Raw genomic sequence first — 23,926 nt, forward strand, 5'->3', positions numbered from 1 at the left:
GCGTGGTTCAGTGCGGCAGGCATACGCGTCCAGCCACATTGATCACGCCATCGCCCGCATGCGCGCGCAATTGCAGCAGCATCAGGGCCACGCCCAGCATCAGCGCTGCCGCGCAGAGTTTCTTGTGCATCGTCTTTTCCGTTTTCACTATCTATGTATGTGTGCAGTAATATTATTGCCGAAATTCAGCGTGCGGGCTGAGCTTGTGCTGAGCGTGCTTTACAATTATGCATCGTGCGCATCCGCGCCATCTGAATGTTATGCATAGTATGTGAAGGGAATGACAAGCCTGTGACTTCCAAACCGATCAAGATCGCCGCCACCGTCGTCGTGGCTCTCGCCGCTGGGGCCGGCATTTATACCTATACCCGTCCTGCCGCCACGGCCACGTCGACCGCCCCGGCCTCGGGCAGCCTGGTCGCCGCGCCGCAGTCCGCCGTCGATACGGCCGCCGTGGCCGCCCAGTTCCGCGACTTGCTGGCCAATTTCCGCAAGATTATCGTGCTGCTGGCTGACGAGCAAAGCTTGCCGGAAGGCGCGCGCGACGAAGCCCGTAAAGTGGGGCAGGCGCTGTTCCATGAAAACCAGGAACGCATCGCCAAGCTCGATCTTGCGCTGGACCAATTGACGGCGCCCACGAATCCGGGCCGCTTCGAAGCGCTCGACAGTCTGCTCACGTATATCGAATCCGACCCCGGTCTGTACGACGCGGACCGCCTGGCTTTCCGCGAACTGCTGCAAAGCATGCTGGCCGACGTGGCCAAGGATTCGTCCTTGCCGGCGATCAAGCTGCACAAGCGCATTTCGGAAGACCTCGATGCGCTGGGCGAGATCGAGCGCAATTACGAAAAGGAAATCCGGCAAATCTTCGGCAACCTGGGCCAGCGGTCCATTGAACTCAAGCGCGAACGCTGGGACGATTACGTGGCGCAGCTGAAAAAGCTCTACAGCCGCGAACAGATTTTGAAGGAAAACGGCATCGTCGTGCCATATGCGGTACCGCCAGCAGGTTCCGTCCCGGAAGCCAAGCCGGCGCCAAAAAAAGATGAGGCGGAAATCTTTGGCCTGGGCTTGCCGAAGAAGACCATCGTGCTGACCTTCGACGACGGCCCGCACCGCCGCTACACGGAAGAAATCAGCGCCATCCTGAAGCAGTATGGCGTGCCGGCCGTGTTCTTCAACGTGGGGCGCAACCTGGGTTCGCTGGATGCGGAAGGTCACGCCAAGCTGGGTGCGGGCGCGGAAGTGAGCCGCAAGCTGATGCAAGAGGGCTATGCCGTGGGCAACCACAGTTTCAGCCACGCACAATTGTCGAAGCAGACGGGCGACAAGCTGAAAGGTGAAATCCTCGGCACCGACACCTTGCTGAAAGCCATCAGCCCCGAGCGGGCTGCGCTGTTCCGCTTTCCGTATGGCGCGCGCAATAGCGAAGGCATGGCCGCGCTGGCCGATGCCCATTTGAAATCCGTGATGTGGAATATCGATTCGCTGGACTGGGCCGACCCCGTACCCAGTTCCATCACCAACCGGGTACTGGCGTCCGTCGACAAGGCGGGGCGCGGCATCGTCCTGTTCCACGACATCCACGAGCGCACGGTGAAAGCCTTGCCGGCCGTGCTAGACAAGCTGATCGCCGAAGGCTATCAATTCGCGGGCTGGGATGGCACCAGCTTCCAGGTGGCGAAAAGCACGGCGCCCGCGCCGGAAAAAGTGCCCGTCACCACGGGCTATGCCAATTCCTGGGCCGTGGTGATCGGCATCGACGATTATGCGAAATGGCCAAAACTGCAATATGCGGTGCGCGATGCGCAAGGCATCCGCGAAACCCTGATCGAGAAATTCGCGTTTGCGCCCGAGCGTGTCGTGACCCTGAAGAACGGCGAGGCGACGCGCAACAACATCCTGGCCGCCTTCCACGACAAGCTGGCGCATGGCGGCGTGCAAAAGAATGACCGCATCTTCGTGTTCTTTGCCGGCCACGGCGCCACGCGCAAGCTCAGTTCCGGGCGTGACCTCGGCTATATCGTGCCCGTCGATTCCGACCCGGCGCAGTTCGCCACGGATGCGATTCCAATGACGGAAATCCAGAATATCGCGGAATCGCTGACAGCCAAGCATGCGTTCTTCGTCATGGATGCCTGCTACAGCGGCCTGGGCCTTACCCGTGGCGCCGGTTCCAGCTCTTTCCTGCGCGATAACGCCAGGCGCATCGGCCGGCAAATGCTGACGGCCGGCGGCGGTGACCAGCTGGTGGCCGACGGCGGGCCGAACGGCCACTCCGTGTTCACGTGGACCCTGCTGCAAGGTCTGGCGGGCAAGGGCGACCTGAACGGCGACGGCCTGATCACGGCGACGGAACTGGCGGCGTATGTGGCGCCGGCCGTCTCCAGCGTGTCGAACCAGACGCCCGCGTTCGGCAGCTTGCCTGGCTCGGAAGGGGGCGATTTCGTCTTTGAATTGCCGGGCGAAACAGAATTCCTCAGCCCGAACACGACACAGCTGTCGACGGAAGCCATCGCCCTGAACAGCAAGCTCGATGCCAAGCCGCAAGCGGCCAGCGTCACGGTGAAGGATTTGCAGGGCGGGGAACAGAAGATCGTCACGCCGGGCGCCGTACCGACTTCCACGCGCCAGCTGGCGCAGCGGGCCAACGACCGTGGCTTGCAGCTGTACAAGGAGAAACAGTATGCGGCGGCGGAAGCGCAATTTACGGAAGCGCTGAAATTGCGTCCCGACTTCGCGCTGGCCGCCAACAACCTGGGCTTTGTCTTCTACAAGCAGGAAAAATACCGCGAAGCGGCGCGCTGGTTTGAAAACACGGTCAGGATGGACCCGTCGCGCGCCATCGCCTATTTGAACCTGGGTGACGCGTATGCCAAGGCTGGCGATGCAGCCAAGGCCAAGGCCGCATACAAAACCTATCTGGAACTGGCGCCAACGGCCTCGACGGCGCCGGCCGTGCGGCAAAAGATGGAGAAGCTGTAGTTGGCCAATACTTTGCCCGTGGTTCACGTCTTCACCTGCAGCGGCCGCTTCGCCAGCCGGGAAGCGCTGGAGGCTTACCTGTCGCCCAGGTACACGGAAGATGGCGATGAAGTACCGTCGCCATTCATCCTGGAAACGGGCCTCACGCAGTACGAGCCAGCGTGTGTGGAAAGCGCCATGCTGGCGTCGCCCGCGCCGCTGGCGCAGTTGCTCGACGGCGTGTCGTATGGCGACAGCTGGCTGGCGCAGGCCTGCGCCGACGCGCCGGGCGTGCTGGCCGACACGAGCGTGTGCGTGTTTGCGCCAAATCAACTGGCGCACCCGCAGCGCAGTTTGCTGCATTACGTGGGCAGCTACGCCTACGCCGGTGGCTGAGCGCCATCCCTTCGGCCCTCGTGCAATAGCTTGTTGATTGCCGCCAGCAAGCTGGTGCCCGAGGTGGTGATGAAACGGGCGCCGGCCGCTTCCGCTTCCGTGCCGTAGCTGGCGACCGTATCCTTGCTGCAATACACGATGATGGGCAGCTCCGGCTGCACTTGCCGCACCTCGCGTACCGTGCGCACGCCCGCATCCTTGATGCGGCGGCCGTTTTCCACCCTGGCCATGTCCGTGATGAACAGCGCATAGTGCTTCTGTTGCAGCATGGCCAGCGCCTGCCTGGTCGACACGGCCTGGTCGACCTTGATGTTTTCCCGTTCCAGCTGTTCCACCAGCAAGGTATTGTTGCGCGGATGGTCGTCCAGCCAGAGCACCAGGCTGGATGGCTTTTGCGCCGTCGGCACGCCGGCCAGGGCCGTGACGGTGCCGCCGCCATCGGGTGGATGGGCCAGCAACAGCTGCGTGATGGCTTCCTGCATGTCGTCGAGCGACTTTTGCTGCAAACGGCTGAGCTCCGTCACTTCGATTTCCTTGCCGCTTTCCAGGCGCACCGATTCATTTTTGACGAGGCTGTCGGCGCGCTTGATCATGATGGACAGGTAAATGCGCGTGAGCAGGTAGCCGATCAGGAAACCATGCACGGAAAAGAACAGCATGATGCCGCCCACCATCGCCATCGCCGTGGGCGTGTCCGTGGCCAGGCTGGGCGCGATGAAGGCGGCCATGCTGCGCGCGCTGCCGGGCAGGCTTTTGAGTTCGATCAAACCCACGCCCACGATGATTTTCGTCAGCCAGTCCGACACTTCCACCAGGTTGGAATTGATTTCCATGGGCGTGGGTGTGCCCAAAAACAGGGTATTGCTGGTTACCGCATCGGCCCCCGCGGCCGGTGGCTCGTCCGTGGGGCGGCCCTTGCCATTGGCCCGCTCGTCGGCCGGCGCGGCGTTGACGGTGCCCGATGGCAGGCTGCGCGGTATGCCGAACAAAAAGCCCAGCAGCATGCCGCTGACGCAAAAGCCCAGGCTCCACAGCATGGCAGGCACGGCATGGTAGTACGGCGGCAGGAGGGCGCCTGCCAGCACGGCCAGCAAACCCGCCAGCAAGATGAACAGCAGGATATACGGCAGCACGTCGCGCTTGCGCACGGCCGCCGTGGCGGTTTTGCTCGCCTTGCCGGTGCTGTCGCTCAGGTCCACGGACGCTCCTTGAAAATTGCTGAATCCAGGCAGCCTGCCTGCCGCGTATATATCCCGCAGGAGCCTGTACTGACATCATAAAAAGGGGAGACGCCATGCCATTGATAAAACGCAAACAGCTGGCAGCTTGTGCGCTGGGGCTGCTGTCCGTGGCGCCCAGGGCGGGGGCCACGCCGCAGGCCGCACCGTCCACGGATGAGTCGCGCACCGTGCGCGTGACGGGTCACTACGACAATGCCGTCGGCACCTCGGACGCGGCCAGCCAGGGCGTCATCACCAACGAGCTGATCGTCAACCGGCCGGCCTTGCGCACGGGCGAGTTGCTGGAATTCGTGCCGGGGCTGATCGTCACCCAGCACAGCGGCGACGGCAAGGCCAACCAGTATTTCTTGCGCGGCTTTAACCTGGACCACGGCACGGATTTCGCCACTTACGTCGACGGCATGCCCGTGAATATGCGCACGCATGCGCACGGTCAAGGCTATTCCGACCTCAATTTCCTCATTCCCGAACTGGTGCAGCGCATCGACTACAAGAAGGGGCCGTATTTCGCCAGCGAAGGCGATTTTTCCTCGGCAGGGGCAGCCCGCATCCGCCTGGCCGATAAATTGCCGCAAGGCCAGGCCAGCGTGTCCGTCGGCCAGCACGGCTATCTGCGTGGCGTCGTGGCCGATTCGGCCGCTGCGGGGCAGGGCACCCTGCTGTATGGCCTGGAAGTACACCGCAACAACGGTCCCTGGGACGTGTCGGAGCGCGTGCGCAAGGTTAGCGGCGTGCTGCGCTACAGCCAGGGCACGGCAGACAATGGATTCAGCGTGACGGCCATGGCGTATCACAACAGCTGGAACGCCACCGACCAGGTACCGCTGCGCGCCGTGGAATCCGGCCTGATCGGCCGTTTTGGCAGCCTGGCGCCCAGCGACGGCGGAGATACGTCGCGCACCAGCCTGTCGTGCGCCTTGCGCCAGCGCACGCAGAATCGCTTGTTCGAGTTTGACGCGTATCTGATCCGCTCGCAGCTGGAACTCAACAGCGATTTCACGTATTTCCTGGCCAGGCCGGCCACCGGTGACCAGTTCCAGCAAAGCGAGCGGCGCACGGTGGCGGGCGTGAACGCCAGCGAAAGCTGGAACACGGAGCTGGCGGGGTTCTCCCTGCGCAACAAGCTCGGCGTGCAGGCACGTGTCGACCGTTTGTCGCCCGTGGGCCTGTACAGCACGGTGGAGCGGGTGCGGCGAAGCACGCTGCGCGAAGACCGCGTGCGCGAGGCCAGCATCGGCGTGTATGGTGAAAACACGGTGCAATGGCTACCGTGGCTGCGTTCGGTGGCGGGCTTGCGCTACGACGCCTACCGTTTCAAGGTCGACAACAGCGTGCAGGGCAACAGCGGCGCGGCGAGCGACCATGTGATGTCGCCGAAGCTGTCATTGATACTCGGGCCGTGGCGCAGGACGGAGTTTTTCGTCAATTATGGCAAGGGATTCCATAGCAACGATGCGCGGGGTACGACGCAGACGCGCTTGCCCGATGGCACGTCATCGGCTCCCGTCACGCCCCTGGTGCCGACCAAAGGTATGGAACTGGGCGCGCGCACGGAATGGCTGCCGGGCCTGCAAAGCTCGCTGGCCCTGTGGCGCCTCGATCTCGCATCCGAACTGCTGTTCGTCGGCGACGTGGGCGAGACGCAAGCGAGCCGCGCCAGCCGCCGCCACGGCATCGAGTGGAACAACCATTACATAGCCGCACCGTGGCTGCTGTTCGACCTGGACCTGGCCGCTTCGCGCTCGCGCTATACGCAAAACGATGCTGCCGGCAACTTTATTCCCGGCTCGATTGACAAGGTGGCTTCGTTTGGCGTGACGGTGACGGATCAGGGGCCGTGGTCGGGGGCCTTCCAGCTGCGCTATTTCGGTCCCCGTCCCTTGATCGAGGACAATAGCGTGCGCTCCGCCTCGACCACCCTGGCGTATGCGCGTCTCGCGTATCAGCTCAACCGCAAGACGCGCATCGCGCTCGACGTGTTCAACCTGTTGAATAAACGCGCCAGCGACATCGATTACTACTATGCCTCGCGCCTGCCCGGCGAGGCGGCGGACGGGGTGAACGATCGCCATTTCCATCCGGTGGAGCCCCGTTCCGCGCGCCTGACCTTGTCATATGCGTTCTGATAACGGTAAACTGGGGCATGACAGATCACCTAGTAAATACCAGTAAATTTCTTTCCCTCATACTGCGCCACGCGCCAGAAAAAATCGGCCTCGTACTCGATGCCCAGGGCTGGGCCGACATCGGCCAGCTGCTGGCGCGCGCGGCCCAGCATGGCCGCCGCCTTTCCCGTGAACAATTGGATGACGTCGTAGCGCGCGACAGCAAGACCCGCTACGCCATCAGCGACGACGGCATGCGCATCCGCGCCAACCAAGGGCATTCCTTGGCCGCCGTCGATATCGCTCTGCCGCCCGCCACGCCGCCCGCCATGCTGTACCACGGCACGGCCAGCCGCTTCCTGGAAGCGATCCGCGTTGCCGGCCTGCTGTCGGGAGCGCGCAACCACGTACACCTGTCTGCCAGCCGCGAAACGGCCGTGGCCGTGGGCGCGCGCCATGGCAAGCCTGTCGTGCTGACGGTCGATGCGGCCGCCATGCAGGCGCAGGGCCATGTGTTTTACGTGTCGGCCAATGGCGTGTGGTTGACGCAAGCCGTGCCGGTGGGGTTTATCGGTTTTCCTTAAATCGGCATGCGCTCATGCACTGATGAGCTTGATATCGGCCACCCGCTCCACCAGCCACACGCACGCCACCACGGCAATCGCCGCCGATCCCACGGTCAGCACTTGCCGGTACAGCCAGGTCTTGCGCAGCAGCCAGGCGACGGGTAAAAAGGCGGCGACGATGGCCAGCTGGCCGATTTCAACGCCGACGTTGAAGCCCAGCAGGCTGGCCAGCAAGGAACCCTGCGGCAAGCCCAGGTCGCGCAGCACGCTGGCAAAACCGAAACCGTGGATTAGGCCAAAGGCAAAGGCAGCCACGGGGCGCTTGCCGCGGAACAGGGGCAGCAGGTTGTTCAGCGCCGCCAGGATCACGGACGCGGCGATGGCCGACTCCACCCAGCGCGAGGGCAGGGACACGAGCGACAGGCTGGCCAGGCTCAGGGTGAGGGAATGGGCGAGTGTGAACGCCGTGACGACTTTCAGCACGTCGACAAACGCCGCCTTCAAGCCGTGCTGCTGCTCGCGCAAGCCGGGCAGCAGCACGGCCGGCAGCAGCAGGGACAGCAGAAATAAAATATGGTCGTAGCCGATCCAGATATGCCAGATGCCGTGTTTCACGTAGGCGCCGAACTGCGCCAGGCGGTCCGGCGCGGCCAGCGAAATCGTCTGGCGGGGGCTGCCCGGGTCGAAGATGGCCGTTTGCGTGGTGCCGCCGCTATTGATTTTTACTAGGCCCTTGTGCTGCGGGTCGAGGTCGGCGAACAGGGTGTAGCCGATGGTCACACTGGCTGGCGCAGCGCCGCCGAGACAGTCGGCGCGAAAGCGCAGCACGTTGTAGGCGCCGTCCGTGTGGCTGTCGATCAGCTGTTCGACGGCTGTCAACGGGCACGCGCCCTGGTCGCTGGCCACCTGCAGGCGCTGCAGCGCGTAGGCGGCAATCGCCGCGTGGCGCGCGCGGATTTCATCCCAGGTCAGGGCGCCGTCGCCATTGCCATCGAGGCCGATGGCGAAATCGAGGTCGCGCAGGGCGATATCCCATTGTCCCTCGATCTGCTGGCCGTGCACCGCCAGGCTCAGATAACTGTCGCTGGGCTTGTGGGCTTGCGCAGGAGCCAGCCAGGCGCACAGCAGCAGGATGAAAAGGCAGCGCTTCATAGTACCCCCGCTTTCCTGATAAAACTGACTTTCTGCCCATCCTGCGGTCCCAGCTGCCTGACGAGCCGTTGCAGGACCACGTCTTCCACACCGTTGGCCGCGATCCAGGCCAGCACGGGTTGCGCGGCACCGTCATTGCGCGCGGCCAGGGCCGCTTCGAGCAGGATGCGCATGTCGGGCACTTCCTTCTGGATGGCCCAGTTCTGCTGCGCCAGCTTCAGGGCAACGGGGACATCGTGCTGCAGGAACAGGGCGAAACGCGCTTGCTCGCGCTGGTGTACGGTGTCGCCCCGTTGCATGGCGGCGTGGAAGCGGGCGGCCAGTTCCGCTTTTGCCGCCTGGAATGCCGTCTGCCGGCCGGGCAGCGATTGCAGGGCCAGCGCGTAACGCAGCAGCAGGGCGTCGATGCGCTGCTGGTCTTTGAGCAACTTGACCACTTCCTGCGGGCGCTGGCGGTCGAGCAGGAAGTCCGCGTAGGCACCCAGCAGATAGCTGTCGCGCGGCTGCTGCGCCAGCGCTTGCTGGTAGCGCGCCTCGGCCAGCGCTGACTCTCCGCGCCGCGTGGCCATTTCCGCCAGCAGGGTCAGGGCCCAGCTATCGAGTTCGGGCGCCGTGCCGGCGCTGCGCCGCAGGGTCAGGTCCAGCAAACGTTCGCTGCTGGCGGCGCGGCCCGTGACGCTGGCGATATTGGCAAGGCAGGTGACGGTGACCAGTTGCGTTGTCAAGGCCGACAGGCGCGCGCATGCCGCCGTTGCTTTTGTGTAGTCGCCCTGCACCGTGAGCACGGTGGCGCGCGTCAGCCAGGCCTGGGCGTTTTGCGGCTGCTGCGCGATGACGGCGTCGAGATCCTGCAGGGCGAGGCCGAACTTGTGGGTGCTTTGCAGTATGGTGGCACGCAGCAAACGCACGGGCAAGGGCGGTGCCGTTTGCCGCCACCAGGGCGCCAGCGCCGCTTGCGCGTAGCCCAGGTAGCGCGGGTCCGTTTCGCTGCGTGCCAGGGCGATGTAGCGCTGCGCCAGGCTTGCCGCCAGGGCCAGGTCTTGCGGCGTGGCGTTGAGTTGCTGGCGCAGGCCCCGCAAGGCGAGCTGCGTGGCGTCGGCGCGGCGCGGCAGCTGTTCGATGACGGCGCTGCCGTCTTTCGGCGTGTAGGGTGCGGCCCATGCCAGCAGGGGCAGGCAGGCGCACAGCAGGGAAAACGGTGTTTTCATCGTGGATGCCCATCAACAGTCATTGATACGGGCGCCCGAGAGCTGACTCCCAGGCGCCCGCACTCAGTTACAGCGCGTTACAGCGGCACCGGTTCCGTATTTTCCGGAGACGTCGCCATGATGGTGTCGATGTCCACGCCATCCTTGTCATCGCTGGTGGTCAAAATGACGTTGCTGACGGCTACATAAAACGCATCGAGCAAGACCACGGGCGGCGGCGTGGTGCCGCCGTTGCCGTTATCGTCGCCGTGGCTGCTGCTACCGCCGCCGCAGCCGGCCAGCAAGGCCATGAGCGCCATGGCGCCGATTACATAGAGCTTTTTCATCGCGTTCTCCTCGTTACAGCTGCGGCGAACCGGCCACGGGCGTTTTCAGGTAAGGGAAACCCGCCGTGAAGAAGGTTTCATCCAGGAAAGCACCGTCCGTGAAATGCAGGGTGCCGGCGGGCGCGTCGGCCGGTGCACAGCCGATGTTCAGGGTGCACAGCTTGCCCATCGCCACGCGCAGCACCACGTCGACCACATCGTCGCCAGGGCGGCGGCCGTTCGGGAAGCCTGCGTTGTCGCCATCGATCACGCCCAGGCGCTTTTGCGATCCAACTGCGGTGGGCGCGATGGACGTATTTAGACGCAGCATTTCCGAGGCTGTCACGGTGACTGGCTGGTTCACGCCCTTGATGCCCGTCAAGAAGGTGGCCACCAGGTCGTTGCGGGGGAAGTTGGTGGGCGCCTTGGCGCCTGCAGAGCCGAACAGCACTTCCACCAGCGCTGGCGCCGTCGGATTGGTAACGTAGTCGGCAAATTGCGCGTCGCCCGACGGCTTGCTGGCGTTGAAGCGGTCCTTGTCCTTCAGGCCGATGACCAGTTCATTTACCAGCGGCATGCCCAGGCGCGACACTTGCACCCACGCGCCGCCTTCCTTCGACGCCGTGGTGGCCGTGCCCGGTGCCGGGTTCAGCAAGCGTCCCTGGCGCAGGCTGGCCGTGGTCCAGCCGCCGATGACGGGGTCGCTGCCCGCCGTCAGGCAGGCGGTCGGCACTTCCATTTCGATGGCCGTGACGTTCTTGCGCGCCAGGTCATCCTTGGCAGCCGACTCCGCATTCGCGGAGAATTCCGTGGCGGGTGCCTTGATGTTGATCAAGTCAAACGTTTCGCCCAGGTTCACTACGAACGGGTCCTTGCGCTGGCCGACGAATAGGCGCGCCGGCGCGGCACAGCCGGGGATGTTGACGGCGTACACATGCTGCGCGGCATACGCGGCGTAGTTGGGGATGGCCTTGTTGCCGATATTGTCGACGGGCTTGTCGAAGGTAGTGCCGCCGCCCGTGGCGTTGGTCACGCTGCTGCGCGTGCCTGTGCGGCGGTCGCCCCGCACCACCGTCACGCTGTAGGTTTCGCGCACGTTCAGGCCAGCCGGGTTGACGGAATCGATGGCGCCGCCATTGATGACGAGCGGAATCGAGACTTTCTTGCCGCCCACGGTGAACTGGCCATCCTTGATGGTGTTGCTGAAGCGGAACTGGAAGGTGAGGTCTTCCTTGCCGTCGCCATTGTTGTCGATATGAATTTCGTACAGGGCGTTCGGGTCCATGGCGAAATAGTTGGGCCCACCGTAGGCGTCTTGCAGGGGAATGTAGTCGGCTACCAGAGTAGTGTAGGCGCCGCGCCCCGCTTCATAGCTGCGGAACATATAGAAGTCGGTGGCGTCGACCTTGGGGTTTTGCGTGATGAACGGCGCTTCGCGGTGGCTGGAAGCAAAAGCGGGCGGGGCAATGGCCGCCGCCAGAAAATTGCCCAGGATGGCCGCGCCAAGCGCGGTTTTCGATATTGACAAAGACATTTCGATTCTCCCGATTTTTGTTAGCGTTGACAGGCAAGTCCAAGAAACTGCAGGCTGCCTGACTTATACGAACGGCTACAAAAAACGGATTCAACTCTTTGTCAACGTGTGCAAGTAGATCTTGCCGGCCCCTTACCAGGCCAGCACTTTCGGACCGAGGGCCGCGCCGAGGGCGGTCGGCACCAGCATGCCCAGTACGTACCAGAAACCGACGAAGCTGGCCGCCAGTTCGGGGCAATGCAGGCAGTACACGAGCGCCGCCATGGCGCCGGCGGCAAAGCCGGCAGCCGCGCCCGCTAGCCGCAGCCGCGTGGGCGCCAGTTGGCGCATCAGGCGCAGCACGGCGGCCAGGATGGGGAGCGAGAGCATGGCGATCAGCAAGGGGCAGCTGCGCCAGGTGGCGCCCCAGAACAGTTCGGCCCGCTGTTCGGGCGGCGCTTCGTTCAGGATGATGGCGCCCAGCGCCCACATCAGCAGCAGGGGCATGGCGATCAGCAGGGGCAGGGCGCGTGTGCTGGCGCCCGGCACGCACAGGCGGCGGCTGACGTGCCAGGCGGCCAGGCAGAGGCACACGACAAAGCCCACCTTGATCCAGAAGTCCGGCAGCAGGGCCAGCTGCTCCAGGTTGGGGCGCACGCCCAGCAGCATGGCCATCAGGGCCACGCTGGCCAGCAGGCCGGCGCCCACAGTGCCTGCGGCGCGCCAGTGCGTGCCGGGCGGCGCTGCGGCGGCCACGTCCGGGCCGCTGGCCAGCATGGCGATCAAGTCATCGGTTTTCATGGTGCGTTTCCCTCTATCCTTAAATTGGCCGCCAGTGCCTTCAAGCCGCGATGCACGGCCACCTTGATGCTGGCTTCCGAAATGTCCATGGCGGCGGCCGTGTCGCGTACGGACCAGCCGTCGAGTTTGGTATGCACGATGGCGTCGCGCTGCTGCGCCGGCAAGGTGGCCAGCAGCTTGCCCAGGTCGCGGCTGGCTTCGGCCGCCTCGGCATCGGCGCTGGAAAACAGTTCCTGCGCGCTATCTTCTTCGTCATACGGCAAGTGCTGCGCCTCGCGCCGCCCATGCCGGCGCAGCCAGTCGATCAATTTGTAGCGCGCGATCGCATGAATCCACGACGTCAGCGGTACCCCTGTGTCATACGTCAAGCGCTGGTTGTGGATGGCCAGCAAACATTCCTGCACCAAGTCTTCCACCTCGTCCGGCCAGCGCTGCAGACGGCGCCGGAAAAACGCGCGCAAATGGGCGCTACTTGCCTGCAAGAAATTGCGGTAGGCGCCCGCATCGCCATCGAGCCCGCGCAGCATCAAGCCGTGCAGCCGCAATTCCGTGCCATGCAGGTGTTCGCTTACAGGTATTCGTTGCATGCAGGCCTTTGGTGACAGGCGTTGAAAAAAATAAATCTTGAATTATTTGATGGTGGCTGTAACCAATCCGCATGCTGCGGCGAATTGACAGGCAAGCACGCTTCTTCATTCAACGCTTCTTAATTTAATATACCGGTGAAAGACCATGGACATCAAGCACCGCCTTGCAATACTTCTACTTCCCGTCCTGGGCATGAACGTGGCAGCGGGCCAGCGCTGCGCCGTGCAAAGCGGGCCGCAGACGGCGGCGCTGGTGGAACTGTATAGCAGCGAAGGCTGCTCCAGCTGCCCGCCCGCCGACCAGCGGCTGAACGCCTTGCGCAAGGAAGCGGGGGCGGCCAGCCTGATCGTGCCACTGGCCCTGCACGTCACGTACTGGGACCAGATCGGCTGGACGGACCCGCTGGCACAGGCGCAATTCGACTCTCGCCAGGCCGAACTGCTGCGCCACCAGCCGCGCCATGTGGCTTATACGCCGCAGTTTTTCGTCGGCGGCATGGAATTGCGCAGCTGGGATACGCAGCTGCCGGCCGCCATCCGCCGCATCAACGCGACCGCCGCGCCAGTCAACATCAGCCTGTCCGCCACGCCGCTGCAGGGCGGAAAACTATTGCTTGAAGCCGATGCCAGCGCGCCGGACGGGCACACGGGCGGGCAGTTATATGTGGCCATCAGCGAAAGTGGCATCGTCTCGACCGTGCTGCGCGGCGAAAACCGGGGCGCCACCCTGCATCACGATGCAGCCGTGCGCCTGTGGCTGGGACCGCTTGCGCTGGCGCAAGGCCGCGCCCGGCTGCGCCGCGAAATCAAGCTGCCCGCCAGCTGGCGCCCCGAGCAGCTGCAAGTGGTGGCCTTCGTGCAGCGGGCTGACAGCAGCGCCATCCTGCAAACCGTCAGCACGGCGCAATGCGCGAAGGGAGCGATGTGATGAACGGACCAGCGAGCGTGATCCACCCCGCCTGGCTGCGCCTGACGCACTGGCTCAATGCCGTGGCCGTGGTCGTGCTGGCCACCAGCGGCTGGCGCATCTACAACGCGGCGCAATTCTTCCCGTTCGAGCTGCCGCGTGCGCTGACCCTGGGCGGCTGGCTGGGCGGCGCCCTGCAATGGCATTTCGCCGCCATGTGGCTGCTGGTGGTCAATGGCTTGCTGTATCTGATCATTAATATCGTCTCGGGACGGCTGCGGCGCCAGTTCTTTCCTCTGTCGCCGCGCCTGCTGCTGGCCGATGTCGCCGCCGCGCTGAAGGGCAAGCTGGCCCATGCGGACCCGCGCCGCTACAACATGGTGCAGCGCGCCGCCTATCTGTTCGTCATGCTCGACTGCATCGTGCTGGTGCTGTCCGGTCTGGTGTTGTGGAAGTCCGTGCAGTTTCCCATCTTGCGCGAGCTGATGGGTGGCTACGAGAGCGCGCGCCGCGTGCATTTCATCGCCATGGCGCTGCTGACGGGCTTTGTCGGCGTGCACCTGCTGATGGTGGCGCTGGTGCCGCGCACCCTGGTCGCCATGCTGCGCGGCCGCTAAGGAGACAATCACCATGAAAAAAACCATCATCGTGCAAGCGCAGGGCCAGGCCATGCTGGCCGACGCCTTGCGCCAGATCAAACAGCCATCGCGGCGCCAGTTCCTGCAGCGCAGTTTGAGCCTGGGCGGCTTGTCGCTGCTGACGGGATGCAATGCCAGCGATCCGTCCAGCATCGAGACGGCGCTGATGGCCGTCTCGCGCTTCAACGACCGGGTGCAGGGCTGGCTGTTTGACCCGAATAAACTGTCGCCCACTTATCCCGATTCCATGATCACGCGGCCGTTTCCCTTCAACGCGTATTACGGCGAGGATGAAGTGGAAGAGGTCGATGGCGACGCCTGGCGCCTGGAATTGAGCGGCTTGATCGCCGACAAGAAGCCGTGGACTCTGCCGCAATTGCGCGCCTTGCCGCAGGAAACGCAGGTGACGCGCCACATCTGCGTGGAAGGCTGGAGCGCCATCGGCAAGTGGGGCGGCGTACCGTTTTCCCACTTCCTCAAGCGCGTGGGCGCCGACACGACGGCGAAATACATCGGCTTCCAGTGCGCCGACGATTATTTTACAAGCATCGACATGGCCACGGCCCTGCATCCGCAAACCATCATGGCCTTGACGTATGACGGCCAGGAATTGCCGCCGAAATACGGCTACCCGATGAAACTGCGCATGCCGACCAAGCTGGGCTACAAGAATCCCAAGCACATCCAGGCCATTTTCGTGACGAATACGTATCCGGGAGGGTATTGGGAGAATCAAGGATATAACTGGTTTGGCGGTTCCTGAACATTTTTAGCAACACCAGTAGCAAAACCAAGCAGCAGTATTTTGCAGTGCCGGGCACTTGCCCATTTAACCCAGAGACAAGGACTTATCATGAAAACCACGATCACCACCTTCACCGCCATCCTCGCTTCCGCCATCCTCATGTCGGGCGCCGCTTTCGCCCAGGACGCCATGAAGAAAGACCCGATGGCCAAGGACGCCTCGGCCGACGCCATGCACAAGGATGCGATGGACAAGGACGGCATGCACAAGCCGATGTCCAAGAAGCACATGAAAAAGGATCACATGGCCAAGGATGGCATGGCAAAAGATGCCATGGCAAAAGACGGCATGAAGAAGGATGAAATGAAAAAGGACGAGATGAAGAAGGATGCGATGGGCAAGTAAGACCGGAGCAGAATGGTGCGTGGTGGCTGCCGCTCACCACGCTGCCGGATTGATCACGCCGATGGCCATCAGTGCCGGCTTGCAAAATAGATAGCCCTGCATCAAGTCGATGCCCATCTCCCTCAGGCAATCGCGTTCGGCGGTCGTTTCGATGCCCTCGGCCAAGACTTGAATGTTGAGTTCCTTGCAAATGGCGACGATGCCCCTGACGATCGCCTGCCTTGGGGCGCTGGCCTCGATGCCGCGCACCAGTTCCATGTCGATCTTGATGATGTGCGGCTGATACTCCGCCAGCAGCGTCAGTCCCGCGTAGCCGGCACCGAAATCGTCGATGGCCGTCTGGAAGCCGAAGCGGCGATACTCATGAAAAATGTTGACGAGGTGGGGCCGGTCGCGCACTTCTTCGCCCTCGGTCACCTCGAAGATAATGCGGCGGATGGGGAAATTGTATTTGCGCGCCGCAGCTAAGGTGGTCTGGATGCACGCTTCGGGGCGGTACACGGCATTCGGCAGGAAATTGATGGATAGATATTCCTCGATGCCCAGTCGGGCCGCGCCCTCGATGGCGCGCACGCGGCAAGCCTGGTCGAACACATAGCGGTTTTCGTCATTCACCTGCGACAAGACCGAGTAAGCCGATTCGCCGTTGGGACCACGCACCAGCGCTTCATGGCCAAAGATCGAGCGTGTGGACAGGTCGACGATCGGTTGATAGGCAAAGGTGAAATCGAAGCCGAGTGGCGCGGCATCCCTGCACTGGCTGCAGCCTGCCTTTTTCCCGGCCTGGCCGGGGGTGTCGCTGGAGGACGTCATGGTCGCGCTGGCCTCTGATAAAAGGTACAAGATGTACATGGCAGTTATACCACGGCCCTGCGCCAGTGGCGCGATATTTATGGCGCGCCAAAACAGGGGAAGGTTGTGCCAGGGGAGAAATGAGACAGAAAATAATACAAATTTCCTCATAGTAATAATTGATTGGCTATTCGCCGACAGGCGCTGTACTATTTCCACTAAGGAATTTACCAGTTCCGATGCGTCACGTTGTCAGCGTGACCCGCCCATCGGAACAGCTGACCGCCCGCCGCCCATCCCCCTGCGGCACGTCCCCGCCTACCGGCCCTTACGCGCAGTCGTACTGGCTTGCTGCATTCGACGATATCGTTTCAGGTGTTTCACCTCTGCTGCCTGCCGCTTGTCGCGAAACGACCGTGCATTCTCAAGTTGGCCATGATGGCCCGGGATCTGCACGCAACTCCATTGCACGTAACTCCATTCATGCGCAAGCTGCGCAAAAAGAAACCCATGAAATTGCCACCATCGACACTGGCGCTGTTCGTCACGCTGGCCTGCACTGCCGCGCAAGTCCATGCCGAAGGCGTGCCCCTGTTTGGCCAGTCGCTAGCCGGTTCTTCCGTGTTTGCGCTCACCTATGCGACCACCGGCGCCAACTCGACCGTCACGGGCGATATCGTCTCGGGCGATGTCGCCACCATGGGCGCCGCGTCGCGGCTCAGCGGCAATCTGCTTTCCCTGGGCGCGTCCACCATCGGCGCCAATGCCAGCGTGAGCGGCAATATGCTCAGTGGCGGCGCCGCCACCGTCGGCGCCAATGCCAGCGTGGCCGGCAAGGTGGCGGCGCTGGGCGCGGTCACCTTGTCCGCCAGCAGCACCACCCATGGTGCTGGCACGCTTTCCGCGCTGCCGGCGAACGTGCAGAGCGATGCGCAGCAGGTTGGTGCCGCGCAGGCCGCATTGAAGAACATGGGGCGGGGGACCGCCCTGGGCACGACCATGACGCTCGACACCACGCTGTATCCGGGCGTGTTTTCGGCGGCCAATTTGTCGACCACGGCCGGCATCACGCTGACCCTGGACGGACAGAACCGCTCCAATCAATCCTGGGTGTTCAATATCGACGATTACCTGGTCACGGGCGCGGCCATGAAAATTGTCTTGATCAATGCCGATGCCAGCAATAGCGTCATCTGGAACAGTGGCGGCTACACGAGCCTGGGCGCCAGCGGGGAGTTCATCGGCACCATCCTGGCAAAGGATTACGTCAGTGTGGGCGCGGGCACCAGCGTGACGGGCGTGGGTAGCGCCTGCGGCGGGCTCTTTTCCGCCACATCGTATGTGTCGACGGGCGACGGCGCGCGCATCGGCGGCAATGGCTGCAGCGGCATAGGCAGCGGTTTCGATATCGTGGACGGTACCGCTGTTCGCAGCATCGACATGCCGGCAGTGCCGGAACCGTCCAGCTACGCCATGCTGGTGGCCGGCCTTGCCCTGCTTGGCCTGATGCGGCAGCGCAAGCTGGCGCGCCTGTAAGGGGAAACAAGGCGACCTAGATGCCAAGGCAATTTGTAGTAAGCTGGTCTCCTCCTGATTTATTGCATGCACAGTCATGACCGAACCTTCCGTCGCCGCGCTTCCTGCCGTTTCCCCTGATTCCGACAAATCCCTGCGCCGCCGCTCGCTGTTCGCCGCCTGCAGCGCGCATGCCGTGCATGACGGCTTGACGGACGTGATTTATGTGCTGCTACCCATCTGGCAGGCGCAGTTTGCCATCAGTTACGCCATGGTGGGCCTGTTGCGCGGTTCCTACTCGGGCATGATGGCCGGTTTCCAGTTGCTGGCCAGCCGCATGGCCAGGCGCTGGGGACGCGAACGCATGCTGGTGGGCGGCACGGCCCTGGCCGGCGTGGCTTACCTGATCGCCGGGCAGGCGGGCGGCCTGGCCGTGCTGCTGGTGGCCCTGCTGCTGGGCGGCCTGGGCGCCAGTACCCAGCATCCGCTGGCCTCGTCCATCGTCACCGACACGCACGAGGCGGGCGGCGGCGTCAAGGAAGCGCTGTCGCACTACAACTTTGCCGGCGATATCGGCAAGACCCTGATACCCGCGCTGGTGGGCTTGCTGTTGCTGGTGTGCAGCTGGCAAGCCAGCGTCTCGCTGCTGGGCTTGCTGGGCCTGGCGGCGGCCGGCTTGCTGTGGTGGCTGCTGCCGAAACCGGGAGACATCCAGGCCAGCCAGAAGACAGCGGCCAAACCCATCACTGGCAGCGGCTCCAAAGCAAGCTTTCGTGCCTTGCTGGCCACGGGCACGCTGGACAGCGCCGTGCGCATGGGTTTTCTCACCTTCTTGCCATTCTTGCTGAAAAGTAAGGGTGCGGGCACGGCCGGCATCGGCGTGGCCCTGTCTCTGCTGTTTGTGGGCGGCGCCTTCGGCAAGCTGCTGTGCGGCTACCTGGGCGCGCGCATCGGCATGATGAAAACCGTGTGGCTGACGGAATCGATGACCTCGCTGCTGATCGTGGCGGCCCTGTGGCTGCCGCTGGCCGGGATCATGGCCATGTTGCCTCTGCTGGGGCTGGCGCTGAACGGCACTTCGTCCGTGCTGTATGGCGCGGTGCCGGAGCTGGCCGAGCCTGGCAAGCGCGAGCACGCGTTCGCCCTGTTCTACACGGGCAGCATCGGCGGCGGTGCGCTGTCGCCCGTGCTGTTCGGCGCGCTGGGCGACCATACCAGCGTGAACACAGTCTTGCTGGCGCTGGCGGCGTTGTTACTGCTGACCTTGCCGCTGGCGTGGAAAGTGCAGCGGGGCCTGGCGCACGCTGCTTCCACATGATACGGCTTGGCACTCGAACGCTGCGCATAATTGCCGAACCGGAGGACGGCGTGGCGGACGTGGCTCGGGAAATCCTGCAATGCCAGATAATAAAGTGCTCGGCCAATAATCAGCTTCATGATTGACGAACACTAAGTAGGGCGTAATAAATTATTGTGATTTCTGACTTCCATAACCGGCGCTCTGCGGTGTTGCCCGCTGCTAGCAGTGCTCGCACTGCGTCGCAGCGGGCGCCTTGCAGAGCATCCGGTTCTGTTCGTCATAACTTCACAATAATTTCCCACGACCTACTTAGTTTTGAGTGCGCTTGCGTGTGACCATTCCTGCAATAGATAGGAGACAATCCGGTCCGAATATATGTCGGCATCCGGGTTTTGAAAACTCTCTATCATTTAATAGGAAGATTACATGGGCAATTTTAGTATCCCGCAAAGCAATAAAGCACTCGCCGTGTATTTTCATGGCAAGACAGTACCGATGCTCTTTGCGGTATTTGCGGCGATCCTGGCGGCAGTGGCGGGTTTGGTGCTGTACCTGAGCACGACCTTGCCGCAGAAGACACTGACCGATGCGCAGGCCATGACGCTGCGTAACGGCGCCAAACTGGGCACGCACAGCAATCTGACTATTCTTTATGGCGCGGCGGCTTTTCTATTGCTGATCGCACTGCTGGTACTGGTGATGCGTGCGGTAATGCTCAAGCGGCAAAAGAGTCGTTTTGAATTGCATGAAGACGGCGTGGTGCATGAATCGGGCGGCATCCGCAGCTACGCAGCCTTTGCCGATATCGAGGACCTGTATCTATTCGCCGCCGGCTCCACCGCCATGTCAGGCTTGATCAATAACTTTGCCTACCGCACGGGCGCCGACCAGCCCTGGATACTGGCTACCGCAGAACTCAAGCGTTTTGACGATTTCATGGACGAGTTTCGTTCCCGCTATGTCTTGCACCGCATGCCCGTATTAAAGCAGAAGCTTGCAGACGGCGAGCGCGTGAACTTCCATTACATCAGTAGCGGCAACGTGTACAAGAAACGTTTGCTCGGTAATTTCCTGAATTTCAAGACACAAGTAGTGGCATTGTCTGCCCAGGGCTTGCATGTGGATGGCGTCACCTGGCCTGGCGCTAGCCTGAAATGCATGCATCTGAGTGACTGGACCGAAAAAGTGACGATCAAGGATGCGGCGGGCGCCACGGTGTTTTCGTGCATCGGCACGGGTATCCTGAGTTTCGATCTGTTCGTCAATATGATCGATGACGAGATCGGCCAGGCGGTCTGACTTGCCAGGAGGTTCAGTGCATCCTGCAGAGATCATCGCTTGCATCGAAAGCGCGTTTGATGGTGCGCCGCGTGCGGAAACATCGCTGCGGCAGTTTCTCTTGACGGATGGCGACGGCATGTCGGGCGATATCAGCGGCAGGCAATGGGAGGCCAGCGGCAGGCAGCGCGTCGATTCAATCTGGCAACAGATTCCCGATGTGGAAATCGAGGCAGGCGCAGGCTTGCTTGCGCATATGGATGCCGGGGAATTCCGGTATTACTTGCCAGCATACATGCGCTACGCGGTGGCGCATCCGGCAAGCTGGGAAAGTGATGTGCTCGGCATGACCGTGTCGTCGCTCTGTCCGTCGGAAAAGAACCTGGCGCGGCGCGCGTATGCCATCGCGCAATACGCAGCGCTCGATGCGGCGCAAAGGGAGGCCGTCGTGCGCTTCTTGGCGTTCGTGGCAAAGCTGGACGACGGCATGCATGCCCATACTGTCCATGGTGCCCTTGTCGCCATGGCAAATTACTGGCAAGCGGATGCGGCGTGACTTGCCCGCCAGCACCCCCATCGTCTACACTCGCCGCATGAAAAATTTTGAAAAGCGGCGCGACCGCTACGACTTGTTCCGCGCGTTTGACAATCCCCTCGTCAACATCAACTTCCAGCTCGACGTGCCGGATTTCCGGCCGTACTGCAAGGCGCGCCGGATTCCCGTGTTCCACTTTTTCCTGTTTTGCCTGCTCAATACGGTCAGGGAGATCGACAACTTCATGTATCGCATCTACCAAGGCGAAGTGATCAGGATCGATGATTTTCCCGCGTCCTACACCGTCATCAACGGCGACGAGAACCTCAATTACACGCGTTTCACGATGACGGACCAGCTTGACCTGTTCATCGAACGCAGCCTGGAAGCGAAACGCCTTGCCGAAGCCAGTTCCGCGCTGATCAATACGGGCGAGGGAGAGAGCGAGCGCGAGCAGCGCAACAATATCTTCATCACCTGCCTGCCATGGCTGGAACTGGCGGCCATCGAGCACCCGATCCACCGCCACCGCGATGCCGATATCCCGACCTTTACCTGGGGCAAGTTCGGCCCCGCGCAGGACGATGGCCGCATGCGGGTACCGTTTTCCGCGCAGGCGCACCATGGCTTTGTCGACGGCTACCATGTGCAGAAACTGGCGCAGGCGCTGTCGCAGCGCATTGCCGCCTTCATTGCCTAGTTCGACAGATAGTCACTGGGCGCCTGGCCCAGCACGCGGCGGAAGGCTGCCGTGAAGGCGCTGGGGCTGGCATAACCGAGGTCCAGCGCGACGCGGGTGACGGCTTGCCCTTCGGCCAGGCGCTTGATGGCCGCCAGCAGGCACGCTTGCTGGCGCCATTGGGCAAAGGCCAGGCCCGTCTGGTCGCGGAACTGGCGCGTAAAGGTGCGCCGGCTCATGCCCGCCTGCGCCGCCATCGCATCCAGGCTGCTGTCCAGGCTGGGTCGCTGCAAGAGTTGCGTGCACAGGCGCGCCAGCCTGGCGTCCTGGGGCAGGGGCGCGCTCAGGGGCAGGGGCCTGGCAGCGGCAATCTCATCTAGCAGCAAGGCCATCAACCGTCCGGCGCGCGATTCTTCCGCATACAAGGCTTCCACGCTCACGGCCTCGGCCAGCAGCTGGCGCAGCAGCGGCGAGGCGTCCAGCACCTGGCAATCGGATGGCAAGCCCATCTTGGAGATGGCGGCCTCGTCAATGAAGACATTGTGCATGCTCACGCCACCATGCATGCGCATGCCGTGGGATAGCTGGGGCGGGACCCAGCAGGCGCGTTGCGGCGGCACTAGCCAGTTGCCTTGCGGCGTGTGCACGCTGATGACGCCGCGCGCCGCATAGGCGAATTGCCCGCGCGCATGTTGATGCTCGGGAAACATCTCTCCCGCGGCATACTCGCGCGCAGTGGCGATCAAGGGACGCGGCACTTCCGTATAAAAATCATCCATGGCCCGTACTCTACAGTATTTGACCTGCTATCGAAGGCAGGCCGTTTGATCTGCGCTTACCATGCACTCTTTTTCTGGAGTGTATATGCACAATAGCTATCATCGCGTGGGCCATGGTCCCCACGCCGTCATCGTCCTGCACGGCTGGTTTGGCGACGCGCACGCATTTGCACCGATGGAAGTGGCCCTCGATGGCGGCGCTTTCAGCTATGTCTTCATGGACAATCGCGGCTATGGCGGCATGCGCGGCGCGGCGGGCGAGTATTCGATGGAAGAGGTCGCCCGCGACGCGCTGGCGCTGGCCGATGCGCTCGGTTTCACCACCTTCAGCGTGGTCGGTCACTCCATGGGCGGCATGGCGCTGGAACGGCTGGCCTTGCTGGCACCCTTGCGCGTGCGCAAACTGGTGGCCGTGGCGCCCGTGCCCAGTTGCGGCGTGAGCATGGATGCGGCGGCACGCGCGTTGTTTATCGACGCCAGCGGCAACCAGCAAGCGCGGCGCGCCATCATCGATCGCAGCACGGGCGGGCGCTTGCCTGCAAGCTGGCTGGACTGGAAGGCGCAATATTCGTGGGAAAGTGCGGATCCGGCCGCGTTCGCACGCTACTTTCTCGCGTGGAGCGACACGGATTTCAGCGGGGAGGTGATGCGGGCGGCGCCGAAATTGCCCTTGCTGGCGCTGGTGGGCGAGCACGACCCCCGCTTTGATGCGGCCCTGATGCGCCGCACGTATCTGGCGTGGTACCCGCAAGCCCGGCTGGAAGTGCTGGGCAATGCGGGACACTATCCGATGAATGAAACGCCGCTGGCCCTGGCGGCCAGCATCGAGGCGTTTTTGACGGAAAAGGACTAGTTACGTCGCCTTGGCGCGCAGGCGCAGCAGGCTCAGGCCCAGCAGCACGAAGGCGCCGCCCGAGATACGGTTGAACAGCTTGGCGCGGCCCGGCGTGGCCAGCTGGGTTTTCAGCAGGCGCGCCAGGTTGGCGTAGAACAAATGGGCCAGCATGGCGCAGGCCACAAACGAGGTCGTCAGCACGGTGAACTGGATGGCCACCGGTTCGCCCGGCGTGATGAATTGCGGGAACAGGGCCGAAAAGAACAGGATGGCCTTGGGATTGGTCAGCGCCACCGTCAAGCCCTGGCGGAAGAGTTTCCAGAACGAATTCGGATTCGCCGCGCCAAACGCCACGGGCGCATCGGCCACGATGCTGGTCTTGCTGCGCCATTGCTTGATGCCCAGGTACACCAGATACAGGGCGCCAGCCAGTTTCAGCAGCATGAAAGCCGTGGCCGAGGTCGCCAGCACGACGCCCATGCCGGCCATGGCCACGCCGGAAATGATGAACAAACCAAAGCCATTGCCCATGCTGCTGATCATCGCGCGGCGCGGGCCGACGGCGATGGCATTCGAGATGGCCAGCAGGACGGCCGGACCGGGAGAAAACGTGACGAGCAGGGCGACGCTGCAGAAAAGCAGCCAGTTCGAGAGATGCATGGGTGTTCCTGGGTGGGGCC

Annotated in this window: 25 protein-coding genes; 14 read left to right on the forward strand and 11 right to left on the reverse strand. The window is 62.9% G+C overall.

What is annotated here, in order from left to right:
- Positions 1-7 precede the first annotated feature (7 nt).
- Positions 8-130: a hypothetical protein gene (locus tag ACP7EG_RS06775; RefSeq protein ID WP_426086990.1), complete on the reverse strand. Its 123-nt coding sequence runs from the start codon at positions 128-130 to the stop codon at positions 8-10.
- A gap of 161 nt (positions 131-291) precedes the next feature.
- On the opposite strand from ACP7EG_RS06775, the gene ACP7EG_RS06780 reads away from it, so the two are divergent.
- Both ACP7EG_RS06780 and ACP7EG_RS06785 read left to right on the forward strand, forming a co-directional pair.
- Positions 292-2,985 (forward strand): polysaccharide deacetylase family protein, encoded by a 2,694-nt coding sequence (locus ACP7EG_RS06780; RefSeq protein ID WP_426086991.1) that lies wholly within the window; start codon positions 292-294, stop codon positions 2,983-2,985.
- Positions 2,986-3,360 carry an immunity 22 family protein gene (locus ACP7EG_RS06785; RefSeq protein ID WP_426086992.1) on the forward strand — a complete coding sequence of 125 codons (375 nt, stop codon included), beginning with the start codon at positions 2,986-2,988 and terminating at the stop codon, positions 3,358-3,360. It begins immediately after the preceding gene.
- On the opposite strand, the gene ACP7EG_RS06790 is transcribed toward ACP7EG_RS06785, so the two are convergent.
- Positions 3,345-4,559: a response regulator gene (locus ACP7EG_RS06790; protein WP_426086993.1), complete on the reverse strand. Its 1,215-nt coding sequence runs from the start codon at positions 4,557-4,559 to the stop codon at positions 3,345-3,347. The genes ACP7EG_RS06785 and ACP7EG_RS06790 overlap by 16 nt on opposite strands.
- Positions 4,560-4,654: 95 nt before the next feature.
- On the opposite strand from ACP7EG_RS06790, the gene ACP7EG_RS06795 reads away from it, so the two are divergent.
- Both ACP7EG_RS06795 and ACP7EG_RS06800 read left to right on the forward strand, forming a co-directional pair.
- On the forward strand, positions 4,655-6,727 hold the full coding sequence (locus ACP7EG_RS06795; RefSeq protein WP_426086994.1) for a TonB-dependent receptor: 2,073 nt from the start codon (positions 4,655-4,657) through the stop codon (positions 6,725-6,727).
- A gap of 17 nt (positions 6,728-6,744) precedes the next feature.
- A complete protein-coding gene (locus tag ACP7EG_RS06800) occupies positions 6,745-7,290 on the forward strand; it encodes an RNA 2'-phosphotransferase (protein ID WP_426086995.1) in 546 nt (181 codons plus the stop codon).
- 12 nt (positions 7,291-7,302) lie between these two features.
- Here the strand turns inward: ACP7EG_RS06800 and ACP7EG_RS06805 are convergent, their stop codons facing one another.
- The 6 genes from ACP7EG_RS06805 to ACP7EG_RS06830 all read right to left on the reverse strand — a co-directional run bounded on the left by ACP7EG_RS06805 (position 7,303) and on the right by ACP7EG_RS06830 (position 12,838).
- Positions 7,303-8,424 carry a HupE/UreJ family protein gene (locus ACP7EG_RS06805; protein WP_426086996.1) on the reverse strand — a complete coding sequence of 374 codons (1,122 nt, stop codon included), beginning with the start codon at positions 8,422-8,424 and terminating at the stop codon, positions 7,303-7,305.
- On the reverse strand, positions 8,421-9,632 hold the full coding sequence (locus ACP7EG_RS06810; protein WP_426086997.1) for a hypothetical protein: 1,212 nt from the start codon (positions 9,630-9,632) through the stop codon (positions 8,421-8,423). The genes ACP7EG_RS06805 and ACP7EG_RS06810 overlap by 4 nt, the downstream gene beginning before the upstream one ends.
- 77 nt (positions 9,633-9,709) lie before the next feature.
- Complete coding sequence (locus ACP7EG_RS06815) at positions 9,710-9,958, reverse strand: hypothetical protein (RefSeq protein ID WP_426086998.1); 249 nt, start codon at positions 9,956-9,958, stop codon at positions 9,710-9,712.
- A gap of 13 nt (positions 9,959-9,971) precedes the next feature.
- A complete protein-coding gene (locus ACP7EG_RS06820; protein ID WP_426086999.1) occupies positions 9,972-11,471 on the reverse strand; it encodes a DUF4331 domain-containing protein in 1,500 nt (499 codons plus the stop codon).
- 132 nt (positions 11,472-11,603) lie between these two features.
- Positions 11,604-12,251: an NrsF family protein gene (locus tag ACP7EG_RS06825; protein ID WP_426087000.1), complete on the reverse strand. Its 648-nt coding sequence runs from the start codon at positions 12,249-12,251 to the stop codon at positions 11,604-11,606.
- Positions 12,248-12,838: a sigma-70 family RNA polymerase sigma factor gene (locus ACP7EG_RS06830; RefSeq protein ID WP_426087001.1), complete on the reverse strand. Its 591-nt coding sequence runs from the start codon at positions 12,836-12,838 to the stop codon at positions 12,248-12,250. The genes ACP7EG_RS06825 and ACP7EG_RS06830 overlap by 4 nt, the downstream gene beginning before the upstream one ends.
- 145 nt (positions 12,839-12,983) lie before the next feature.
- Between ACP7EG_RS06830 and ACP7EG_RS06835 the strand changes: the two genes are divergently transcribed.
- The 4 genes from ACP7EG_RS06835 (at position 12,984) to ACP7EG_RS06850 (ending at position 15,533) form a co-directional block, all read left to right on the forward strand.
- Positions 12,984-13,766 (forward strand): DUF1223 domain-containing protein, encoded by a 783-nt coding sequence (locus ACP7EG_RS06835; protein ID WP_426087002.1) that lies wholly within the window; start codon positions 12,984-12,986, stop codon positions 13,764-13,766.
- A complete protein-coding gene (locus ACP7EG_RS06840) occupies positions 13,766-14,362 on the forward strand; it encodes a cytochrome b/b6 domain-containing protein (RefSeq protein WP_426087003.1) in 597 nt (198 codons plus the stop codon). Before ACP7EG_RS06835 ends, ACP7EG_RS06840 begins: the two co-directional genes overlap by 1 nt.
- 52 nt (positions 14,363-14,414) lie before the next feature.
- Positions 14,415-15,146, forward strand: coding sequence for a molybdopterin-dependent oxidoreductase (locus ACP7EG_RS06845; protein ID WP_426087147.1), 732 nt, complete (start codon positions 14,415-14,417; stop codon positions 15,144-15,146).
- Positions 15,147-15,236: 90 nt separating this feature from the next.
- Positions 15,237-15,533, forward strand: a complete 297-nt coding sequence (locus ACP7EG_RS06850) for a pentapeptide MXKDX repeat protein (RefSeq protein ID WP_426087004.1) — start codon at positions 15,237-15,239, stop codon at positions 15,531-15,533.
- Between the two features lie 33 nt (positions 15,534-15,566).
- Here ACP7EG_RS06850 and ACP7EG_RS06855 read toward each other — a convergent pair whose 3' ends face one another.
- Complete coding sequence (locus ACP7EG_RS06855; protein WP_426087005.1) at positions 15,567-16,346, reverse strand: EAL domain-containing protein; 780 nt, start codon at positions 16,344-16,346, stop codon at positions 15,567-15,569.
- Between the two features lie 489 nt (positions 16,347-16,835).
- On the opposite strand from ACP7EG_RS06855, the gene ACP7EG_RS06860 reads away from it, so the two are divergent.
- From ACP7EG_RS06860 to ACP7EG_RS06880, 5 genes are all read left to right on the forward strand, one after another.
- Entirely contained in the window at positions 16,836-17,861 is a 1,026-nt protein-coding gene (locus ACP7EG_RS06860; protein WP_426087006.1) for an ice-binding family protein, read from the forward strand.
- Between the two features lie 76 nt (positions 17,862-17,937).
- Positions 17,938-19,158: an MFS transporter gene (locus ACP7EG_RS06865; RefSeq protein ID WP_426087007.1), complete on the forward strand. Its 1,221-nt coding sequence runs from the start codon at positions 17,938-17,940 to the stop codon at positions 19,156-19,158.
- A gap of 408 nt (positions 19,159-19,566) precedes the next feature.
- Positions 19,567-20,439, forward strand: coding sequence for a hypothetical protein (locus tag ACP7EG_RS06870; RefSeq protein WP_426087008.1), 873 nt, complete (start codon positions 19,567-19,569; stop codon positions 20,437-20,439).
- A complete protein-coding gene (locus ACP7EG_RS06875) occupies positions 20,414-20,974 on the forward strand; it encodes a DUF6714 family protein (protein ID WP_426087009.1) in 561 nt (186 codons plus the stop codon). The genes ACP7EG_RS06870 and ACP7EG_RS06875 overlap by 26 nt, the downstream gene beginning before the upstream one ends.
- Positions 20,910-21,653: a CatA-like O-acetyltransferase gene (locus ACP7EG_RS06880; RefSeq protein ID WP_426087010.1), complete on the forward strand. Its 744-nt coding sequence runs from the start codon at positions 20,910-20,912 to the stop codon at positions 21,651-21,653. The genes ACP7EG_RS06875 and ACP7EG_RS06880 overlap by 65 nt, the downstream gene beginning before the upstream one ends.
- Here the strand turns inward: ACP7EG_RS06880 and ACP7EG_RS06885 are convergent.
- The gene (locus ACP7EG_RS06885; RefSeq protein ID WP_426087011.1) at positions 21,650-22,411 is read right to left on the reverse strand and encodes an AraC family transcriptional regulator; all 762 of its coding nucleotides are present in this window, start codon (positions 22,409-22,411) and stop codon (positions 21,650-21,652) included. The two genes, ACP7EG_RS06880 and ACP7EG_RS06885, sit on opposite strands and share 4 nt — an antisense overlap.
- Before the next feature lie 85 nt (positions 22,412-22,496).
- On the opposite strand from ACP7EG_RS06885, the gene ACP7EG_RS06890 reads away from it, so the two are divergent.
- Entirely contained in the window at positions 22,497-23,264 is a 768-nt protein-coding gene (locus ACP7EG_RS06890) for an alpha/beta fold hydrolase (protein WP_426087012.1), read from the forward strand.
- Here the strand turns inward: ACP7EG_RS06890 and ACP7EG_RS06895 are convergent, their stop codons facing one another.
- Positions 23,265-23,906 (reverse strand): LysE family translocator, encoded by a 642-nt coding sequence (locus ACP7EG_RS06895; protein WP_426087013.1) that lies wholly within the window; start codon positions 23,904-23,906, stop codon positions 23,265-23,267.
- Between the last annotated feature and the right edge of the window lie 20 nt (positions 23,907-23,926).

This window comes from Janthinobacterium sp. PSPC1-1 (assembly GCF_049897625.1).
Taxonomy (GTDB): domain Bacteria; phylum Pseudomonadota; class Gammaproteobacteria; order Burkholderiales; family Burkholderiaceae_D; genus Janthinobacterium; species Janthinobacterium tructae.

What these genes read in the sequence shown, in the direction of transcription:
- ACP7EG_RS06795 (WP_426086994.1), top strand. Translation starts at nt 4,655, where the DNA reads ATGCCATTGATAAAACGCAAACAGCTGGCAGCTTGTGCGCTGGGGCTG.
- ACP7EG_RS06880 (WP_426087010.1), top strand. Translation starts at nt 20,910, where the DNA reads ATGCCCATACTGTCCATGGTGCCCTTGTCGCCATGGCAAATTACTGGC.
- ACP7EG_RS06800 (WP_426086995.1), top strand. Translation starts at nt 6,745, where the DNA reads ATGACAGATCACCTAGTAAATACCAGTAAATTTCTTTCCCTCATACTG.
- ACP7EG_RS06820 (WP_426086999.1), bottom strand. Translation starts at nt 11,471, where the DNA reads ATGTCTTTGTCAATATCGAAAACCGCGCTTGGCGCGGCCATCCTGGGC.
- ACP7EG_RS06885 (WP_426087011.1), bottom strand. Translation starts at nt 22,411, where the DNA reads ATGGATGATTTTTATACGGAAGTGCCGCGTCCCTTGATCGCCACTGCG.
- ACP7EG_RS06850 (WP_426087004.1), top strand. Translation starts at nt 15,237, where the DNA reads ATGAAAACCACGATCACCACCTTCACCGCCATCCTCGCTTCCGCCATC.
- ACP7EG_RS06875 (WP_426087009.1), top strand. Translation starts at nt 20,414, where the DNA reads ATGACGAGATCGGCCAGGCGGTCTGACTTGCCAGGAGGTTCAGTGCAT.
- ACP7EG_RS06835 (WP_426087002.1), top strand. Translation starts at nt 12,984, where the DNA reads ATGGACATCAAGCACCGCCTTGCAATACTTCTACTTCCCGTCCTGGGC.
- ACP7EG_RS06855 (WP_426087005.1), bottom strand. Translation starts at nt 16,346, where the DNA reads ATGACGTCCTCCAGCGACACCCCCGGCCAGGCCGGGAAAAAGGCAGGC.
- ACP7EG_RS06775 (WP_426086990.1), bottom strand. Translation starts at nt 130, where the DNA reads ATGCACAAGAAACTCTGCGCGGCAGCGCTGATGCTGGGCGTGGCCCTG.
- ACP7EG_RS06825 (WP_426087000.1), bottom strand. Translation starts at nt 12,251, where the DNA reads ATGAAAACCGATGACTTGATCGCCATGCTGGCCAGCGGCCCGGACGTG.
- ACP7EG_RS06870 (WP_426087008.1), top strand. Translation starts at nt 19,567, where the DNA reads ATGGGCAATTTTAGTATCCCGCAAAGCAATAAAGCACTCGCCGTGTAT.
- ACP7EG_RS06810 (WP_426086997.1), bottom strand. Translation starts at nt 9,632, where the DNA reads ATGAAAACACCGTTTTCCCTGCTGTGCGCCTGCCTGCCCCTGCTGGCA.
- ACP7EG_RS06815 (WP_426086998.1), bottom strand. Translation starts at nt 9,958, where the DNA reads ATGAAAAAGCTCTATGTAATCGGCGCCATGGCGCTCATGGCCTTGCTG.
- ACP7EG_RS06895 (WP_426087013.1), bottom strand. Translation starts at nt 23,906, where the DNA reads ATGCATCTCTCGAACTGGCTGCTTTTCTGCAGCGTCGCCCTGCTCGTC.
- ACP7EG_RS06865 (WP_426087007.1), top strand. Translation starts at nt 17,938, where the DNA reads ATGACCGAACCTTCCGTCGCCGCGCTTCCTGCCGTTTCCCCTGATTCC.
- ACP7EG_RS06840 (WP_426087003.1), top strand. Translation starts at nt 13,766, where the DNA reads ATGAACGGACCAGCGAGCGTGATCCACCCCGCCTGGCTGCGCCTGACG.
- ACP7EG_RS06845 (WP_426087147.1), top strand. Translation starts at nt 14,415, where the DNA reads ATGCTGGCCGACGCCTTGCGCCAGATCAAACAGCCATCGCGGCGCCAG.
- ACP7EG_RS06860 (WP_426087006.1), top strand. Translation starts at nt 16,836, where the DNA reads ATGAAATTGCCACCATCGACACTGGCGCTGTTCGTCACGCTGGCCTGC.
- ACP7EG_RS06805 (WP_426086996.1), bottom strand. Translation starts at nt 8,424, where the DNA reads ATGAAGCGCTGCCTTTTCATCCTGCTGCTGTGCGCCTGGCTGGCTCCT.
- ACP7EG_RS06830 (WP_426087001.1), bottom strand. Translation starts at nt 12,838, where the DNA reads ATGCAACGAATACCTGTAAGCGAACACCTGCATGGCACGGAATTGCGG.
- ACP7EG_RS06890 (WP_426087012.1), top strand. Translation starts at nt 22,497, where the DNA reads ATGCACAATAGCTATCATCGCGTGGGCCATGGTCCCCACGCCGTCATC.